Genomic DNA, 16,098 nt, shown 5'->3' on the forward strand with positions numbered 1-16,098 from the left:
TGGTATCAGCCCTTCACATGCGGGCGGGGAAAGAACCGGCGGGCGAGGCCCGACGGCGCGAAGAAGATGGACAGGCCGTAAAGCAAAGCCGCCGTCATGATGATGGTCGGGCCGGATGCGAGTTCGAGATGGTAGGAGGCGATGAGGCCGAGATAGCCGGAGGCCGCAGCACTGACGGCAGCGATGACCATCATAGCCGGCAGGCTGCGCGACCAGAGCTGGGCGATCGCGGCCGGCAGCATCATCAGGCCGACGGCCATCAGCGTGCCGAGCGCCTGGAAGCTCGCAACGAGGTTCAGCACCACCAGCAGCAGGAAGAGGAAGTGATAGACAGGCCCGCGCCCGCCGACGGCGCGCAGGAAGCCGGGATCGAAACATTCCGCGACCAATGGCCGATAGATGACCGCAAGTGCGAGCAAGGTCACGGATGTGATGGCGCCGATCTGCGTCAGCGCCGGCGCGTCGATCGCAAGGATCGTGCCGAAAAGCACGTGCAGCAGATCGATGTTGGAGCCGCGCAGCGAGACGATGAGGACGCCGAGCGCCAGCGACGCGAGATAGAAGCTTGCGAAACTCGCATCCTCCTGCAGCACGGTCATGCGGCTGACGACGCCTGACAGGAGCGCGACGGAAAGACCGGCGACGAGCCCGCCAATGCCCATGGCCGTCAGCGACAGCGAGCCGGCGACGAGATAACCGATCGCGGCCCCCGGCAAGACGGCATGGCTCATGGCGTCGCCCATCAGGCTCATGCGGCGCAGCAGCAGGAAGACGCCGATGGGACCGGAGCCGAGCCCGAGGCACAGGCAGGCGACGAGCGCGCGGCGCATGAAACCGTAATCGGCGAAGGGGGCGAAGAAGATATCGTAGGCCGTCATGCCGCAGGCTCGCAGGTTTGCGCATCCTCGTCCCAGCGTTCGGCCATGGCGCGGGCCTGCAGCAGGTTGGCCGACGACAGGACCTGGTGCGTCGGCCCCCAGCCGATCAGCCGGCGGGCGAGCAGAAGGGTTTGCGGGAAATGCGCCCTCACCTGCTCGAAATCATGCAGCACGGCGATGACGGTGCGGCCATCGCCGTGCCAGCGCGCAACGATGTCGAGCAGATCCCTGGTGGTACGAGCATCGATGGCGGTAAAGGGTTCGTCGAGCAGGATGACGCGGGCATCCTGCAGGAGCAGGCGGGCGAAGAGCACGCGCTGGAACTGGCCGGCCGAGAGCGCGCCGATATGGCGCGTCTCGAAACCTTCGAGCCCGACGGTGGCGAGGGCGGCGCGCGCACGCATCCGGTCCCGCTTGGCGACGCGGCCGAAGGCGCCGGCCGAGCGCCAGCTGCCGAGCAGAACCGTATCGAGAACAGAGATCGGAAAACGCCTGTTGATGTCGGCTGCCTGCGGCAGATAACCGAAATCGGCGCGCTGCAGCCGGTGCTCCACCCGCCCCTCGACCGGACGCAGCTCCCCCATGATCGCCTTCAGCAAGGTGGATTTTCCCGCACCGTTCGGCCCGGCGATCGCCGTCAGGCTGCCGGGCTGGAACGTGCCGGAGAGATGATGGACTGCCGGATGGCGATCATAGGAGACCGTCAGGTCGTCGAGGCGGATGACCGGCGCGCTCATGGCAGCAGGATCGCCCAATGGATGGCAAGCCAGAGGAGCGCGGCGACGGCAATTGCGCTGCAGGCGCGCAGGAGCGCCGATTGCCCGAGCAGGCTGGTGGCGAAACGTTCGGGGGCGGTCGGCATCTCTTTTCCTTTATGTAATAACATTACGGTTATGTTATAACAATTGTGGCAAGAATGAGGCGCCGAGCTTTCTTGACGCGATGCTATCTAATGCGCATATTTTGTTATCAGGCTCGAACGGAGACGATTGCCATGAACGTATCGATTGGTGAACGCTGGGAGAAATTCGTCGAGCAGGCGGTCAAAGACGGCCGTTACGGCTCGGCAAGCGAAGTCGTGCGCGAGGGGCTGCGGCTGGTGGAGGAGCGGGAGGCGAAGCTGAATGCGCTGCGCCGGGAAATCGCCGAAGCAATCGAAGCCGGCGGCGCTGTGAGCGAGGAAGAGTTGCAGGCCTCGCTGGACGACGTAGAGGCTGAACTGGCAAAGCAAGGTTATTGATTATTGCCGCAACTCCGCTTTCTGCAGAGCGCGAAGGCAGATATCGGCCAGATCTTCAGATTCATTGCCGGGGAGAGCGGCAACCGGGCTGTTGCACGCAATTTCACGGATAAGCTCATCCAGAAATGCTCGGAACTTGCATCGCTTCCCGGGCAGATGGGACGGCCGCGCCCGGAACTGGGCGATGGCATCCGCAGCTTTGCCTACAACAACTACGTCATCATATTCCGCTACGCCGGCAATGACTTCGAGGTCGTGAAAGTTTTCGAAGGCCATCGCGATATCGATGCGCATTTCAACGTCCAGCATTGAAAAAGGCGCCCGAGGACGCCTTTGACGCAAACATGGAAAGGCTTCCGGGCTCAGAGCTGTTCGAGCATCGCAGCCGCGCCGGAAACGGTTGCCTGACCGGGCGTTTCCTCGACATTGAGCGACTTTACGACGCCGTCTTCGACCAGCATGGAATAGCGCTTGGAACGCACACCGAGCCCGCCGGCGGAAAGGTCGGCATCGAGGCCGACTGCCTTGGTGAAGGCGGCATCCCAGTCGGCAAGGAAATGGATCTTGCCGAGGCCGCCGGAGGACTGCGCCCAGGCGCCCATGACGTGCCAGTCGTTGACCGCCAGGACGGCGATATCGTCCACGCCCTTGGCAAGGATGGCGTCGCGGTTTTCCAGATAGCCCGGCAGGTGATTCAACGAGCAGGTGGGCGTGAAGGCACCCGGCACGGCGAAGAGCACGACGCGCTTGCCGGCAAAGAGCTGTTCGGTGGTGGTTTCGACCGGGCCGTCAGCCGTCTTTTCCTTGAATGTGGCGGCAGGAAGCTTGTCGCCGATCGCGATAGTCATGGATTTTCTCCTCGGTTCTGGCTGGCTGCGGCAGGGCCGCAGGGGGATCGAGGGGGACTATAAGATGCGGTCACTCAAAGGCAAGCGTGCTTTCCATTGCGCGCGTACCGTCGATGACGAGCACCCCCCATTGTTTGCCGCGGATGTCGTAATTCTTCGGCAGCTTGCCGATGGCGATGTCGGCGGAATAGGCCCTGCCCGCGCGCGCCGCATTCGTCTGCCTGGTAAAAGCATAGCCCGTCGGCCCGGTGACGATGATATCGGGCGTGCTGGCGCCCTCCTCCGGCAGAGTGATCTTCAGGGAAAGCTGCTTCATATCGGGAGACAGGATATGGGCGACGACCTTAAAATCGGCGGACGGCGCCTCTGGAAGGCGGGCGGCGGCACTCTGGAGGATCGTTTCCTCCTGCGGGCGCGACTGGGCGGCACCACCGAGTTTCAGGGAAAGCTGCGCCTGGAAAGGAATGCAGATATCCTTGCAGATGCCGATGAAGGCGGTGGCGTCGAGCGTGACAGGGCCAGCCTTCGGCGCAGTCAGCGACAGCGGCAGGGTGACGGGCGCATCGTAGCCGATATCCTCGACCTTGCCGCTCACGATATGCTTGGGAACGGGATAGGAAACGGCGTCGAGCGTCACGCCGCTTTGCGGCGCGATGGTGATCTGCGGCGGAATGCCGTTGTTGCCCGGCTCGCGCCAATAGGTGATCCAGCCCGGTTTCGGCTCGATCTGCAGGCCGGCCCTGATATGGCCGTCGGCGTCCGGCGACAGCGCCACGAGCCGCATGCGGCCGCCCTCGTTCTGCGCCCAGTCGCTCATTTCGGCCTGCGCCGGATGCGACAGTCCAAGCATGGACACAGCCGAAACGACCGCAATTATTAAGGACCCCGCGCGCAATGAAATAACTCTCATGGAACATGGGTTTACAGAAACTTGCCTGTTGCCGCCAGAAGTCCCGGCCATTTAAACCTTCATTTTCGGTTGATTGATTTGTGACATTGGCCCATGTTTCTCTTGTCGGAGCCTTTGTGCGGTCTGGCGGCAGGAGGAACCATGTCCCTAGCAACGCTGAAGAACAGACGGGAACGCGGATTTTTCGACGGTCAGTTCCTGATCGCCATGCCCGGCATGGAAGATCGCAACTTCGCACGCACGGTGATTTACATCTGCGCCCATTCGGACGCGGGGGCCATGGGCTTCGTCATCAATCGTCCGCAGAGCCTTACCTTCACCGATGTCCTGCTGCATCTCGACATGATCAAGCAGGAGGATTCCATCGTGCTGCCGAAGGATGCGCGGGAATTTCCGATCCAGACCGGCGGGCCGGTGGAGAGCGGCCGCGGTTTCGTGCTGCATTCCGACGACTATGTCAGCGATTCCTCCATCCCCGTCAGCGACGATATCTGCCTGACGGCAACGCTCGATATCGTGCGCGCCATCTCCAGGGGCGGCGGTCCGAAGCGGGCCACCATGCTGCTCGGCTATTCCTCCTGGGGTGCGGGCCAGCTCGAAAACGAGGTCGCCGCCAATGGCTGGCTCAACTGCGCGGCCAACGAGGAGCTGATCTTCGACCGCTGCCTCGACGACAAATATGAACGGGCGCTTGCCAGCATGGGCATCACGCCGGCCATGCTCTCGGCCGAAGCCGGCCACGCCTGACCGCATCATTCCGGAACGAAACCCGCTCACTGGCGTTTCCTGTCGGCAAGCGCGGACACCCCGTCCGCCATCCGAGAGGAGAGATCGATATGGGTAGCACTGGCGACAAGATTTCCGGCAAGGTCAACGAGATGGCCGGTAAGGCGAAGAAGACGGCCGGCAAGGCCACCGGCAACCGTGAAATGCAGGCCAAGGGCGGCATGCAGGAAGCCAAGGGCAAGTCCCAGGTCGCAACCGGCAAGGCCAAGGACAAGCTGAAGGGCGCCGTCGACCGGCTCTGACGCCGTCTTCATTCGCGCGTATAATGCCTGTCGCACCCGCCTGCGGCGGGCATTTTCCGTCCCATCCTGCCTGTAGGGGGCTGCCATGAGGTTGTTTGCCTGCGACAATTGCGACCAGGTCATCCATTTCGACAACAGGCAGTGCGTGCGCTGCAACCACCGCCTCGGCTTCCTGCCCGGCGATCTTTCCATGCACGCGCTGGAATCGCGCGACGAGGTGAACTGGCAGCTCGTTTCCGATCCGAACCGGCTCGTGCGGTTCTGCGCCAATGCCGGTCTCGACATCTGCAACTGGCTGGTCGACGACGGCAACGATTTCTGCCTCGCCTGCCGGCACAACCGGTTGGTGCCGAATACCGATACGCAGGAGGGCATCGACCGCTGGCGGCGCATCAGCCAGGCGCAGCGCCACCTCTTCTATTCGCTGCTGCGCTGGTCGCTGCCGCATCCCGACCGGCAGGAGGATCCGCAAGGCGGGCTCGTCTTCGATTTTCTCGAAGACGCCGTGCAGACCGACGGCAATGTCGTGCCGGCCATGACCGGGCATGAGGAAGGGCTGATCGCCATCCGCGCGGCCGAGGCCGACGATGTGACCCGCGAGCAGGCGCGCACGGCGATGGACGAACCCTACCGCACGCTGCTCGGCCATTTCCGCCATGAAACCGGGCATTTCATCTGGAACAAGCTGGTGCGCGACCGCAATGGCCTCGACGCATTCCGCGCCGTCTTCGGCGACGAGCGGCAGGATTATGGTGCGGCCTTGCAGGACCGTTATGCCAACGGGCCGGCACCCGGCTGGCAGGACAGTTTCATCAGCGCCTATGCCTCCGTCCATCCCTGGGAGGATTTTGCCGAATGTTTCGCGCATTACCTGCATATCGTCGACACGCTGGAGACGGCCCGCAGTTTCGGCATGGCGATCGACCCGCGCGGGCACGAGGAGATTGCGGCCGAGGTGGATTTCAATCCCTACCGGGCGCAAAGCGCCGAACAGCTGGTCAGCGCCTGGGTGCCGCTCAGCCTTGCGATCAACGCCATCCAGCGCAGCATGGGACAGCCGGATTCCTATCCCTTCGTCCTGTCGCCGCCGGTCGTGGCAAAACTCGAATATATGCACCAGCTGATACGGAATGCCGCCGCCGAAGAGCGGCAGGCAGCGTGATCAACCGGCCCGCCTGCTCTTCTTGAACGGCTCCATGCCCTTGCGGGCGAGTTCGTCGGCGCGCTCGTTCTCGGGGTGGCCGGCATGGCCCTTGACCCAGTGGAGCGTTACCTTGTGGCGGTTGCGGGCCTCTTCCAGCGCCTGCCACAGCTCGGCATTCTTCACCGGCTTGTTGTCGGATGTTTTCCAGCCGTTCTTCTTCCAGCCGAAAATCCACTTGGAAATGCCGTCCTTGACATAGGCGCTGTCGGTATAGAGATCGACCTCGCAGGGCTCCTTCAGGGCGCTGAGGGCGGAGATGGCCGCAAGAAGCTCCATGCGGTTGTTGGTGGTTTCCGCCTCGCCGCCGGAAAGCTCCTTTTCCACCTCGCCGTAACGCAGCACCGCGCCCCAGCCGCCGGGGCCGGGATTGCCGGAGCAGGCGCCGTCCGTGAAGATATCGATGTGTTTCATAGGCTCAGTCCATATTCCGCCGGCGAGGAGATCTGGCGGTGGAAGCGCAGCTTGCGCAGATATTCCAGCGGATCCTTCTTGGTGACCATCGCGCCTTCGGGCGTCGTCAGCCAGTCGTAGAGACGGGTCAGGAAGAAGCGCAGGGCCGAACCGCGGGAGAGGATCGGCAGGGCAGCGATTTCGGCCTCGCTCAGCGGGCGCACGCTCTGATAGCCTTCCAGCAATTGCGTGCCCTTGGTGACGTTATAGGCGCCATCCTTCTCGAAACACCAAGCGTTGAGGCAGATCGAGACGTCGTAGGCGAGCAGATCGTTGCAGGCGAAATAGAAATCGATGAGGCCCGAAAGTTCGTCCCCCAGGAAGAAGACGTTGTCGGGGAAAAGATCGGCGTGGATGACGCCGGCGGGCAGATCCTTCGGCCAACAGGCCCGCAGGAAATCGAGATCGCTGCGGATTTCGTTCTGCAGGCCGGGTTCGACCTCGTCGGCCCGCGCCTCGGACTTGTCCCAGAGCGTTTGCCAGCCGTCGAGCGACAGTGCGTTCGGCCGGCTCAGGGCGAAACCTTCGCCCGCGACATGCATCTGCGCCAGCGCCTTGCCGACTTCGCGGCAATGTCTGGCTTCAGGCTTTCTCAGCCACATGCCCTCCAGAAAGGATATGAGCGCGGCGGGGCGACCCGAAAGCGTGCCGAGCAGCGCGCCGTCCTTGCGCGGCAGCGGCAGCGGGCAGGACAGGCCACCGGCCGACAGATGCTGCATCAGGCCGAGGAAGAAGGGCAGATCGCTCTTTTCCACCCGCTTCTCGTAAAGCGTCAGGATGAGCGGCGCCTTGGACGTGTGCAGCAGGAAATTGGAATTTTCCACACCTTCGGCAATGCCCTTGTAGGAGAGCAGCGTGCCGGCGTCATATTCGGTGAGGAACCATCTCAGATCGTCTTCGGCGATATCGGTGTAAACTGCCAAGGTGGGTCTCTCGCTGTAGAGGCGGTATCATCGGATAGGCAGGGCAGCCGCCCTCGCCTCATTCCCCGTTCACGAATGCCATGTCGGCCGTGGTCAGTTCAAGGCTGCGCAGTTCGCGGTTGACAAGGAAATGCTCGTTTTCCTGCACGGTTTCGGCAAGCTCGACGCGGGCATCGAAGCGGGTGCGGAAGGCCTCGATGATCTCGTTGACGATCACTTCCGGGGCGGAAGCGCCGGCGGACAGGCCGAGCGTGGCAATCGGGCCGATCTCGTCCCAGTCGAGTTCGGAGGCGCGCTGCACGAGGATCGACTTCTTCGCCCCGGCCCGGAGCGCCACTTCGACGAGCCGCTTGGAATTGGAGGAATTCGGCGCACCGACGATGATGAAGAGATCGCAGCCGGGGGCTGCTTCCTTGACCACTTCTTGGCGGTTGGTCGTGGCGTAGCAGATGGAATCGGCAGCCGGCGCCTGCAGCTTGGGGAAGCGCTCTTCCAGCCGCTTGATGACGCCGGCGGTATCGTCGACCGAGAGCGTCGTCTGGGTGACGTAGCCGAGATTGTCCGGATCGGCCGGTTCGTAGGCGTCCACGTCCTCCACCGTCTCGATAAGAGAAACGGTGCCTTCCGGCAGCTGGCCCATGGTGCCGATCACTTCCGGGTGGCCGGCATGCCCGATCAGGATGACGTGGCGGCCGAGGCGGTTGTGGCGCATCGCCTGTTTATGGACCTTGGAGACCAGCGGACAGGTGGCGTCGAGATAGAAGAGGTTGCGGGCATTGGCATCCTCGGGCACGGATTTCGGCACGCCATGGGCCGAAAAGACGACCGGCTGGGCGCGGTGTTCGGCCGGGATCTCGTCAAGCTCCTCGACGAAGACGGCGCCCTTGGCCTCCAGGCCTTCCACGACATAGCGGTTATGGACGATCTCGTGGCGGACATAGACGGGCGCGCCATAGGCCTTCAGCGCCAGCACGACGATCTGGATCGCGCGATCGACGCCGGCGCAGAAACCGCGCGGACCGCAGAGCCTGATCGTCAAAGGAGGTTTTGCCGCAATGTTCATGACATATCCAGGTTAAGCTTCAGGGACCTCTAACCCAATATGGGGTGGAATTGAAGCGATACTATTGCGCCGCACCCTTGCGGGGGCGGAACCAGGAAATGGCGACCACCACGACGAGCACCGCCGCCAGCCCATACCAGGTGAAGGCATATTGAAGATGGTCGTTCGGCAGATCGACCTGCGTGACGCCGCCGATCGGGAGGCCCGCCGGGTTGGGCGTGGAATCGGCATCGACGAAGAAGGGCACGATGCTGGCCTTGTCGAGATCGACGCTGGAAGCCATCACGTCGAGATCCTTCCAGTAGAAGATGTTTTTCGCCACGTCATTGTCGGGCACCAGCCAGGAGGGTTTGGCCGGAAGTCTGGCGCGCGCAAGGCCGGTCACTGTCTGCTGGTCGGTCAGCTGGCCCTGCATGCGCATTTCCGGCTCCTTGTTCTCAAAGGGAACGAAGCCTCTGTTGACGAAGAGATAGCGCCCGTCGGCAAGCTGCAGCGGCGTGTAGATGTAATAGCCGGTCTGGCCGCGCCAGGTGGCGAAGAAGTGGCGCTCCTTGTTGTTGACGTAACGGCCGGTGGCCGTGACCGTGCGGTATTCGATATCCCCGCCCTTGGCCGCCAGCGCTTCGATATCGGCGAGCGGAACCGGTGCGGCGGCGCGGCGCGCGGCGATATCGGCAAGCAGTCCCTCCTTCCAGTGAAGGCGCTCCACCTGCCAGGTGCCGAGCGAAATCAGGATGGCAAGCGCGGCGAGAACGGCGATGCCGGTGAAGACCGGCAGCCTGCGGCGCGGAGCCGGACTTTCGATGTCAGTCACTCAGGCGTCCCTCGCGGGCATTGTGGCGGTATTGCATGGCGATGAGAATGCCCTTGCACCAGCGCAGCGCCAGCAGCGAGAGAACGATCGTCAGCGGGCCGAAGAGCAGGATATGAACCCAGATCGGCGGCGCGTAGTTGACCTGCAGCCAGAGCACCGAGCCGATGACGATGAAACCGACGATCAGGATGACGAAGACGGCGGGACCATCGCCGGCATCGGCAAAGGAATAGTCGAGCCCGCAGGCGGCACAGCGCGGCTTGAGGCCCAGCACGCCGTCGAAGAGCTGGCCGTGACCGCAGCGCGGGCAGCATCCCTTGATGCCGGTCTTGACCGGATCGACCGGCGGAAATTGCGCGCTCTCTTCGTTCATGCCCACCTCCTTTTGGACGGCTTTTCGGCTTCTGCCTTAACTCTCCCATAAAGTATTCGCATCCCGAAAGGAAATACCTGCGCGATTTCGCCTCGGTGATTCGCGCCAAACAGAAGAAGAAGACTGATGAGCAACGATAGCCATGCCGGACAGATCATAATCCTGAACGGCGCGCCGCGAAGCGGCAAATCGAGCATTGCGCGCGCAATCCAGAACGAATTCGAGGGGCCGTGGATCAACCTCGGCGTCGATACCTACAATGCCATGACGCCGGAGCGCTACCTGCCCGGCATAGGCTTAAGGCCCGGCGGCGAGCGGCCGGACCTCGAGGAGCTGGTGCCGTTCCTCTATGCGGCGCTCTACGAATCGATCGCCATCCATGCGGGATTGGGCCTCAATGTCGTCGCCGACCTTGGCCATCACGACAGCTATTCGCAGCCGCTCGGCATTCTCGGCGATTGCGCCCGGCGCCTGGAGGGCCTCTCGGTGCTGTTCGTCGGTGTCAGATGTCCGCTGGAGACGATCATGCAGCGGCGGGAGATCGTTCAGGAGGGACGCGAGGGCCTCTATCTGCGCGCCAGCGAGGAGATGCCCGTACCGGAACCGGTGCAGCGCTGGCAGGACGAGGTGCATCGCCCCGGCCTCTACGACATGGAGGTCGATACGTCCGTGCTGACGGCGCTCGAATGCGCCGAGGCGATCCGCCACCAGCTGGACCTCGGCATTCCCGAGCCCTCGGCCTTCGAGACGCTGGCCGGCCAGCGATAGGCCGGAGGATCTTTTCAGGGCAAAGAAAAAGGCGGGGCCGACGGCACCCGCCTTTTTCGATTTCTTGTCCGGCCTCGATCAGCCCGCGGCGACCGGAGCGCCCCAGCCGCCCCAGACGTAGATGCAGAAGAACAGGAACAGCCAGACGACGTCGACGAAGTGCCAGTACCAGGCAGCCGCCTCGAAGCCGAAATGCTGCTTCGGGGTGAAATCGCCGCGCAGCGCACGGATGAGGCAGACCAGCAGGAAGATGGTGCCGACCAGGACGTGGAAGCCATGGAAGCCGGTGGCCATGAAGAAGGTCGCGCCATAGATCGAGTTGCGGAACTCGAAGGGAGCGTGGGCATATTCATAGGCCTGCACGGAGGAGAAGAGTATGCCGAGCAGGACGGTCAGGGTCAGTCCCTGAACGAGACCCTTGCGATCGTTGTGCAGCAGGGCGTGGTGCGCCCAGGTCACCGTCGTGCCCGACAGCAGCAGGATGACGGTGTTGTAGATCGGCAGGTGCCAGGGATCGAGAACCTCGATGCCCTTCGGCGGCCAGACGCCGCCGGTATAGGCAAGGCGCGAGGCCTGGATGGCTTCGTGCGGATAAAGGCTGGCGTCGAAATAGGCCCAGAACCAGGCGACGAAGAACATCACTTCCGAAGCGATGAACATGATCATGCCGTAGCGCAGGTGCAGCGACACGACGCGCGTATGGGCGCCCTCGTGGGCTTCCTTCACGGTATCGGACCACCAGCCGTACATGACGTAGAAAACGACGGCCAGGCCGATGAAGAAGACCCACGGATGAGCCCATTCGATGCCGAGAACATGCAGCGAGCCGCCGTTCAGGTAGCGCATATAGCCGACGCCGCCGAAGGCCATCAGGAATGCGCCGAGCGAGGCCAGTATCGGCCACGGGCTCGGAGCTATGATGTGATAGTCGTGATTTTTCTGATGAGCATCGGCCATGTCAGATCCCCGGTGTCTTCCTTCTCCGCTTCCGGCGCTGCCGGAAACACTCCTCAATCAAAGTTTCTTTTCAGCCTGTCCCGCACTACCCTCATTCGAAGCCACCGGCTTCGGACCCTCTTTGGGATAGAACGTGTAGGACAGCGTGACCGTGCGAATGCTTTTCGATTCAGCGGCCTTGGTAATTTCCGGATCGATGTAGAACACGACCGGCATTTCAAGCTTTTCGCCCGGCTTCAGGTCCGTTTCATTAAAGCAGAAACATTGCACCTTGTTGAAATAGGCGCCCGCCTCGCCCGGCGTCACGTTGAAGATCGCCTGGCCGCGCTGGGTCTCGTTGGAACGGTTCTCGGCGATGAAATTGACCTGGATCGTTTCGCCGATCCTCGGATTGACCTCACGCTCGACCGGCTTGAATTCCCATTGCAGGCCGGGAGCGACGTTGGCGTCGAAGGTGACACGCATGGTGCGGTCGAGAATGACGCTCGAGGCCTGATCGACGCGCTGCGTCGTGCCGTTATAACCCGTGACCTGGCAGAAGAGCCGGTAGAGCGGCACGGCGGCATAGCTTGCTGCGCCCATGCCGACGACGAAGCTCAGGCACATGAAGACGACGGCGGCATTGTTGCGCGGCTTCTTCGGTGCGTTGACGGCGTCGCTCATCCCATCAGCCTCCATGCGCCAGGAACTTGATGATGGTGATGGCGTAGAAAAGGATCACCAGGCCGGCGAGCACGACGCCGAGTGCGATGTTGCGGTTGCGGCGCGACTTGCGCTGCGCTTCCGTCAGCTTGACCAGCTCCATCAGAACGAGCCTCCTGCGTACGAGACCAGCACGGCGACCAGCCGGTCGAGCATCAGCGCGGAGAACACGGCGAAGAGATAGAAGATCGAGAAGCCGAAGAGCTTCTTCGCCGGGATCATCTTCAGGTCGCCGTCGGGCATGCGCCAGACGGCGATGGAACAGTATATGAAGACCGCACCGAGCGCCGCAGCGACGACCCCGTAGCCGGCGCTGGCAAAGCCGAGGACCGTCGGCAGCACGGCGCAAACGGCCGTCAGCACGGCATAGGCGACGATCTGGTGCTTGGTGGTGCGTTCACCCGAGACGTTCGGCAGCATCGGCACGCCGACGGCCTCATAGTCGCGCATCTTGAACAGCGCGAGCGCCCAGAAATGCGCCGGCGTCCACAGGAAGATGATGAGGAAAAGAACCGTGCTTTCGATCGTGACGGAATTGGTCACGCAGGCCCAGCCGATCATCGGCGGGAAAGCGCCGGCAGCGCCGCCGATGACGATGTTCTGCGGCGTCGAGCGCTTCAGCCACATCGTGTAGATGACGACATAGAAGAAAATCGTGAAGGCGAGGATGAAGGCCGACAGCCAGTTGACCGCCAGACCCAGGATCGTCACCGAAAAGCAGGAGAGCACGAGGCCGAAGGCCAAAGCTTCCTTGGGCATGATGCGGCCGGCCGGGATCGGGCGCTTGGCGGTGCGGCTCATGACGGCGTCGATATCGGCGTCGTACCACATGTTCAGCGCGCCCGAGGCGCCGGCGCCGACGGCAATGCAGAGAATGGCGATCAGGCCGAGGATCGGGTTGATGTGGCCCGGTGCCAGCACGAGGCCGGCAAAAGCCGTGAAGACGACGAGCGACATGACCCGCGGCTTCAGAAGCTCGAAATAATCGCGCGCGCCGGCTTCCGACAGGCGGAAGTCGCCGTCTTCAGCAAGAGCCTCGTGATTGTCGAAAACCGTCATCATTCCGTCCTGATTTATCAATCGTCAGACGCCGCAGGAGCCTGCGGCGTCTGGACCCGGCATCTTACTTGATGCGCGGAAGCTGTTCCCACTGGTGGTAGGGCGGCGGCGAAGGCAGCTGCCATTCGAGCGTCGTTGCGCCCTCGCCCCAGGGATTGTCACCGGCAACGCGCTTCCTGGCGAAGGCTTCCCAGACGCCGACGAGGAAGATGATCACGCCGACGAAGGAAATGTAGGAGCCGACCGACGAGACATAGTTCCAGCCGGCGAACGCATCGGGATAGTCGATGTAGCGGCGCGGCATGCCGGCGAGGCCGAGGAAGTGCTGCGGGAAGAACACGAGGTTGACGCCGACAAACATCACCCAGAAGTGCAGCTTGCCGAGGAACTCGTTGTACATGTAGCCGGTCATCTTCGGGAACCAGTAGTACCAGGCAGCGAAGATGGCGAAGACGGCGCCGAGCGACAGAACGTAGTGGAAGTGCGCCACGACGTAGTAGGTGTCATGCAGCGAGCGGTCGAGGCCGGCATTGGCGAGCTGGACGCCCGTCACGCCACCGACGGTGAAGAGGAAGATGAAGCCGATCGCCCAGATCATCGGGGTGCGGAAGGTGATCGAGCCACCCCACATCGTCGCGATCCAGGAGAAGATCTTCACGCCCGTCGGAACGGCGATGACCATCGTCGCGAAGACGAAGTAGCGCTGCGCGTCGAGCGACAGGCCGACCGTGTACATGTGGTGCGCCCAGACGACGAAGCCGACGGCGCCGATGGCGACCATGGCATAGGCCATGCCGAGATAACCGAAGACCGGCTTCTTCGAGAAGGTCGATACGATGTGGCTGATGATGCCGAAGCCCGGCAGGATCAGGATGTAGACTTCCGGATGACCGAAGAACCAGAACAGGTGCTGGTAGAGGATCGGGTCCCCGCCGCCTTCCGGCGCGAAGAAGGCCGTACCGAAGTTACGGTCGGTCAAAAGCATGGTGATGGCGCCGGCCAGGACCGGCAGCGACAGCAGCAGCAGGAAGGCGGTGATCAGAACGGCCCAGGCGAAGAGCGGCATCTTGTGCAGCGTCATGCCCGGAGCGCGCATGTTCAGGATCGTGGTGATGAAGTTGATCGCGCCGAGGATCGAGGACGCACCGGCGATATGCAGCGCAAAGATCGCAAGGTCGACCGCAGGCCCCGGATGGCCGCCGACGGCAAGCGGCGGATACATGGTCCAGCCGCCGCCCGCGCCATAGGCGCCAGCCGGGCCTTCGACGAACATCGAAATGACCAGCAGCAGGAATGCCGGAACGATCAGCCAGAAGGAAATGTTGTTCAGGCGCGGGAAGGCCATATCCGGCGCGCCGATCATGATCGGCACCATCCAGTTGGCGAAACCGCCGATCATCGCCGGCATGACCATGAAGAAGATCATGATCAGCGCGTGAGCGGTGGTGAAGACGTTGAACATATGCTTGGCGCCGTCGATCGCCGCATCGCCTTCGTAGCCGTAGACCATGGAGGCCAGGCCGTGGAAGATCTGGATGCCCGGCTCCTGCAGCTCCATGCGCATGGCAACGGAGAGAAGGCCGCCGATGATGCCGGCAAAGATCGCAAAGATCAGGTAGAGCGTGCCGATGTCCTTGTGGTTCGTGGAGAAGAACCAGCGGTCGGCAAAGCTCGGCGCATGTGCGTGATCGTGATGGTCGTCATGCGCATGGGCGTCATGAGCGTGGTGATCATGAGAATGATCGTCGTGAGCGGAAGGTCCAGCCATTTGTCCCGATCCCTATCTTACTTTGCGACGTTTTCAGCGACATCGACGGTCTTTGCAGGACCATCGGCAGCGGCGATCAGTGTCTTGTAGGCGCCGGGCAAGTCGGTGGCGGCCGTGGTCAGCCACTGCTTGTACTTGTCCTCGGAGACGACGCGGATGGCGATCGGCATGAACGCATGGTCCTTGCCGCAAAGCTCGGAACACTGGCCGTAGAAGAGACCTTCGCGCTCGGCGCGGAACCAGGTCTCGTTCAGGCGGCCCGGAACGGCGTCGATCTTGATGCCGAAGGACGGCATGGCGAAAGCGTGGATAACGTCGGTCGGCGCGGCTGTGACGAGCACGCGGACGGTCTTGTTGACCGGCAGAACGAGTTCGTTGTCGACGGCGAGCAGGCGCGGATAGACGGAAAGATCGGTCTTGCCGGCAGCGGCGCGATCCGGCTCCTTCAGAAGATAGGAATCGAAGGCGACGGGCGTTTCGCCAGAACCTTCATATTCGTAGTTCCACTGCCACTGGGTCGCGGTCGCCTTGATGGTGACATCGGGGTTTTCCGGCAGGGTGAGCTGCGCGGTCAGCAGGTTGAAGGAGGGAACGGCAAGGAAGAGAAGCACGAGGACCGGCCCCACGGTCCAGATGACTTCGATCAGCGTGTTGTGGCTCGTCTTGGAGGGAACCGGGTTCGCCGAAGCGCGGAACTTCACGCAGACCACGACGAGCAGAACGAGAACGAACAGCGTGATCGGAACGATGAACCACAGCGTATATTGTTCGAACCAGTGGATCTCCCGCATGATCGGCGTTGCTGCCGGCTGCAGGGTCGCCTGCCACGGCATCGGCTGATCGGCATATGTGCCGGAAGCAAAAAGCAGACAGACCAGCGCGGTCAGAGCTGCAAAAGCCTTCTTTATCACCTTAAAATCTCCCTCGAGCGCTGATCTACATCAAATAGGACGCAGAATCTTGCCATCTTCTGCGCTTCAAACCACAGTTTGGCATCCGCCGCAACAGGCAGAAGCAATTGTCTATGCGGCATTTTTGCTCAAAGGCCGCCTCCCCGCCCGCGACAAAACATTGCAAGCTTTTCATCAGCATACGAAAAACGCGCCCGAGGGC

22 protein-coding genes are annotated in these 16,098 nt (G+C 62.5%); 6 read left to right on the top strand and 16 right to left on the bottom strand.

Going from position 1 to position 16,098, the window contains the following annotated elements; all coding sequences use genetic code 11:
* Window positions 1-5 precede the first annotated feature (5 nt).
* The 3 genes from ACFPWW_RS22185 to ACFPWW_RS22195 are packed head-to-tail and all read right to left on the bottom strand — an operon-like array spanning window position 6 to window position 1,740.
* Window positions 6-878 (bottom strand): metal ABC transporter permease, encoded by an 873-nt coding sequence (locus ACFPWW_RS22185; protein WP_112758443.1) that lies wholly within the window; start codon window positions 876-878, stop codon window positions 6-8.
* Window positions 875-1,615 carry a metal ABC transporter ATP-binding protein gene (locus tag ACFPWW_RS22190; protein ID WP_377313228.1) on the bottom strand — a complete coding sequence of 247 codons (741 nt, stop codon included), beginning with the start codon at window positions 1,613-1,615 and terminating at the stop codon, window positions 875-877. The genes ACFPWW_RS22185 and ACFPWW_RS22190 overlap by 4 nt, the downstream gene beginning before the upstream one ends.
* The gene (locus ACFPWW_RS22195; protein ID WP_377313229.1) at window positions 1,612-1,740 is read right to left on the bottom strand and encodes a hypothetical protein; all 129 of its coding nucleotides are present in this window, start codon (window positions 1,738-1,740) and stop codon (window positions 1,612-1,614) included. Before ACFPWW_RS22195 ends, ACFPWW_RS22190 begins: the two co-directional genes overlap by 4 nt.
* Window positions 1,741-1,872: 132 nt before the next feature.
* Here ACFPWW_RS22195 and ACFPWW_RS22200 point away from each other — a divergent pair, with 132 nt between their 5' ends.
* Window positions 1,873-2,118, top strand: coding sequence for a type II toxin-antitoxin system ParD family antitoxin (locus tag ACFPWW_RS22200; protein ID WP_112568345.1), 246 nt, complete (start codon window positions 1,873-1,875; stop codon window positions 2,116-2,118).
* 3 nt (window positions 2,119-2,121) lie between these two features.
* Complete coding sequence (locus ACFPWW_RS22205; RefSeq protein WP_112568343.1) at window positions 2,122-2,430, top strand: type II toxin-antitoxin system RelE/ParE family toxin; 309 nt, start codon at window positions 2,122-2,124, stop codon at window positions 2,428-2,430.
* Between the two features lie 50 nt (window positions 2,431-2,480).
* On the opposite strand, the gene ACFPWW_RS22210 is transcribed toward ACFPWW_RS22205, so the two are convergent.
* Entirely contained in the window at window positions 2,481-2,966 is a 486-nt protein-coding gene (locus ACFPWW_RS22210; RefSeq protein WP_112568341.1) for a peroxiredoxin, read from the bottom strand.
* Window positions 2,967-3,036: 70 nt separating this feature from the next.
* Window positions 3,037-3,876: a protein-disulfide reductase DsbD domain-containing protein gene (locus tag ACFPWW_RS22215; RefSeq protein WP_377313230.1), complete on the bottom strand. Its 840-nt coding sequence runs from the start codon at window positions 3,874-3,876 to the stop codon at window positions 3,037-3,039.
* A 141-nt stretch (window positions 3,877-4,017) separates the two neighbouring features.
* Between ACFPWW_RS22215 and ACFPWW_RS22220 the strand changes: the two genes are divergently transcribed.
* The 3 genes from ACFPWW_RS22220 (at window position 4,018) to ACFPWW_RS22230 (ending at window position 6,066) form a co-directional block, all read left to right on the top strand.
* Window positions 4,018-4,623 (top strand): YqgE/AlgH family protein, encoded by a 606-nt coding sequence (locus ACFPWW_RS22220; RefSeq protein ID WP_112568337.1) that lies wholly within the window; start codon window positions 4,018-4,020, stop codon window positions 4,621-4,623.
* A gap of 89 nt (window positions 4,624-4,712) precedes the next feature.
* Window positions 4,713-4,904 carry a CsbD family protein gene (locus tag ACFPWW_RS22225; RefSeq protein ID WP_377313231.1) on the top strand — a complete coding sequence of 64 codons (192 nt, stop codon included), beginning with the start codon at window positions 4,713-4,715 and terminating at the stop codon, window positions 4,902-4,904.
* Between the two features lie 85 nt (window positions 4,905-4,989).
* Window positions 4,990-6,066, top strand: a complete 1,077-nt coding sequence (locus ACFPWW_RS22230) for a zinc-binding metallopeptidase family protein (protein ID WP_377313232.1) — start codon at window positions 4,990-4,992, stop codon at window positions 6,064-6,066.
* On the opposite strand, the gene rnhA is transcribed toward ACFPWW_RS22230, so the two are convergent.
* The 5 genes from rnhA to ACFPWW_RS22255 all read right to left on the bottom strand — a co-directional run bounded on the left by rnhA (window position 6,067) and on the right by ACFPWW_RS22255 (window position 9,731).
* Window positions 6,067-6,519, bottom strand: coding sequence for a ribonuclease HI (gene rnhA, locus ACFPWW_RS22235; RefSeq protein WP_112568331.1), 453 nt, complete (start codon window positions 6,517-6,519; stop codon window positions 6,067-6,069).
* Window positions 6,516-7,481: a homoserine kinase gene (locus ACFPWW_RS22240; RefSeq protein WP_377313233.1), complete on the bottom strand. Its 966-nt coding sequence runs from the start codon at window positions 7,479-7,481 to the stop codon at window positions 6,516-6,518. Before ACFPWW_RS22240 ends, rnhA begins: the two co-directional genes overlap by 4 nt.
* A 58-nt stretch (window positions 7,482-7,539) precedes the next feature.
* Window positions 7,540-8,544, bottom strand: a complete 1,005-nt coding sequence (ispH, locus tag ACFPWW_RS22245) for a 4-hydroxy-3-methylbut-2-enyl diphosphate reductase (protein ID WP_112568327.1) — start codon at window positions 8,542-8,544, stop codon at window positions 7,540-7,542.
* A gap of 61 nt (window positions 8,545-8,605) precedes the next feature.
* The gene (locus ACFPWW_RS22250; protein ID WP_377313234.1) at window positions 8,606-9,358 is read right to left on the bottom strand and encodes an SURF1 family protein; all 753 of its coding nucleotides are present in this window, start codon (window positions 9,356-9,358) and stop codon (window positions 8,606-8,608) included.
* Window positions 9,351-9,731 carry a DUF983 domain-containing protein gene (locus tag ACFPWW_RS22255; RefSeq protein ID WP_112704307.1) on the bottom strand — a complete coding sequence of 127 codons (381 nt, stop codon included), beginning with the start codon at window positions 9,729-9,731 and terminating at the stop codon, window positions 9,351-9,353. Before ACFPWW_RS22255 ends, ACFPWW_RS22250 begins: the two co-directional genes overlap by 8 nt.
* Window positions 9,732-9,857: 126 nt before the next feature.
* Here ACFPWW_RS22255 and ACFPWW_RS22260 point away from each other — a divergent pair, with 126 nt between their 5' ends.
* Window positions 9,858-10,499: a chloramphenicol phosphotransferase CPT family protein gene (locus tag ACFPWW_RS22260; RefSeq protein WP_112704308.1), complete on the top strand. Its 642-nt coding sequence runs from the start codon at window positions 9,858-9,860 to the stop codon at window positions 10,497-10,499.
* Between the two features lie 78 nt (window positions 10,500-10,577).
* Here ACFPWW_RS22260 and ACFPWW_RS22265 read toward each other — a convergent pair whose 3' ends face one another.
* From ACFPWW_RS22265 to coxB, 6 genes are all read right to left on the bottom strand, one after another.
* Window positions 10,578-11,456 carry a cytochrome c oxidase subunit 3 gene (locus ACFPWW_RS22265; RefSeq protein WP_112704309.1) on the bottom strand — a complete coding sequence of 293 codons (879 nt, stop codon included), beginning with the start codon at window positions 11,454-11,456 and terminating at the stop codon, window positions 10,578-10,580.
* 57 nt (window positions 11,457-11,513) lie between these two features.
* Window positions 11,514-12,119 (bottom strand): cytochrome c oxidase assembly protein, encoded by a 606-nt coding sequence (locus tag ACFPWW_RS22270; RefSeq protein WP_112568317.1) that lies wholly within the window; start codon window positions 12,117-12,119, stop codon window positions 11,514-11,516.
* 4 nt (window positions 12,120-12,123) lie between these two features.
* A complete protein-coding gene (locus ACFPWW_RS22275; RefSeq protein WP_377313235.1) occupies window positions 12,124-12,261 on the bottom strand; it encodes a hypothetical protein in 138 nt (45 codons plus the stop codon).
* A complete protein-coding gene (locus ACFPWW_RS22280; protein ID WP_112568744.1) occupies window positions 12,261-13,217 on the bottom strand; it encodes a heme o synthase in 957 nt (318 codons plus the stop codon). Before ACFPWW_RS22280 ends, ACFPWW_RS22275 begins: the two co-directional genes overlap by 1 nt.
* 64 nt (window positions 13,218-13,281) lie before the next feature.
* Window positions 13,282-14,985, bottom strand: a complete 1,704-nt coding sequence (ctaD, locus tag ACFPWW_RS22285) for a cytochrome c oxidase subunit I (RefSeq protein ID WP_112758205.1) — start codon at window positions 14,983-14,985, stop codon at window positions 13,282-13,284.
* 17 nt (window positions 14,986-15,002) lie between these two features.
* Window positions 15,003-15,896 carry a cytochrome c oxidase subunit II gene (coxB, locus tag ACFPWW_RS22290; RefSeq protein ID WP_112568313.1) on the bottom strand — a complete coding sequence of 298 codons (894 nt, stop codon included), beginning with the start codon at window positions 15,894-15,896 and terminating at the stop codon, window positions 15,003-15,005.
* Window positions 15,897-16,098 lie beyond the last annotated feature (202 nt).

This window comes from Rhizobium sp. GCM10022189 (assembly GCF_042656325.1).
GTDB lineage: Bacteria > Pseudomonadota > Alphaproteobacteria > Rhizobiales > Rhizobiaceae > Rhizobium.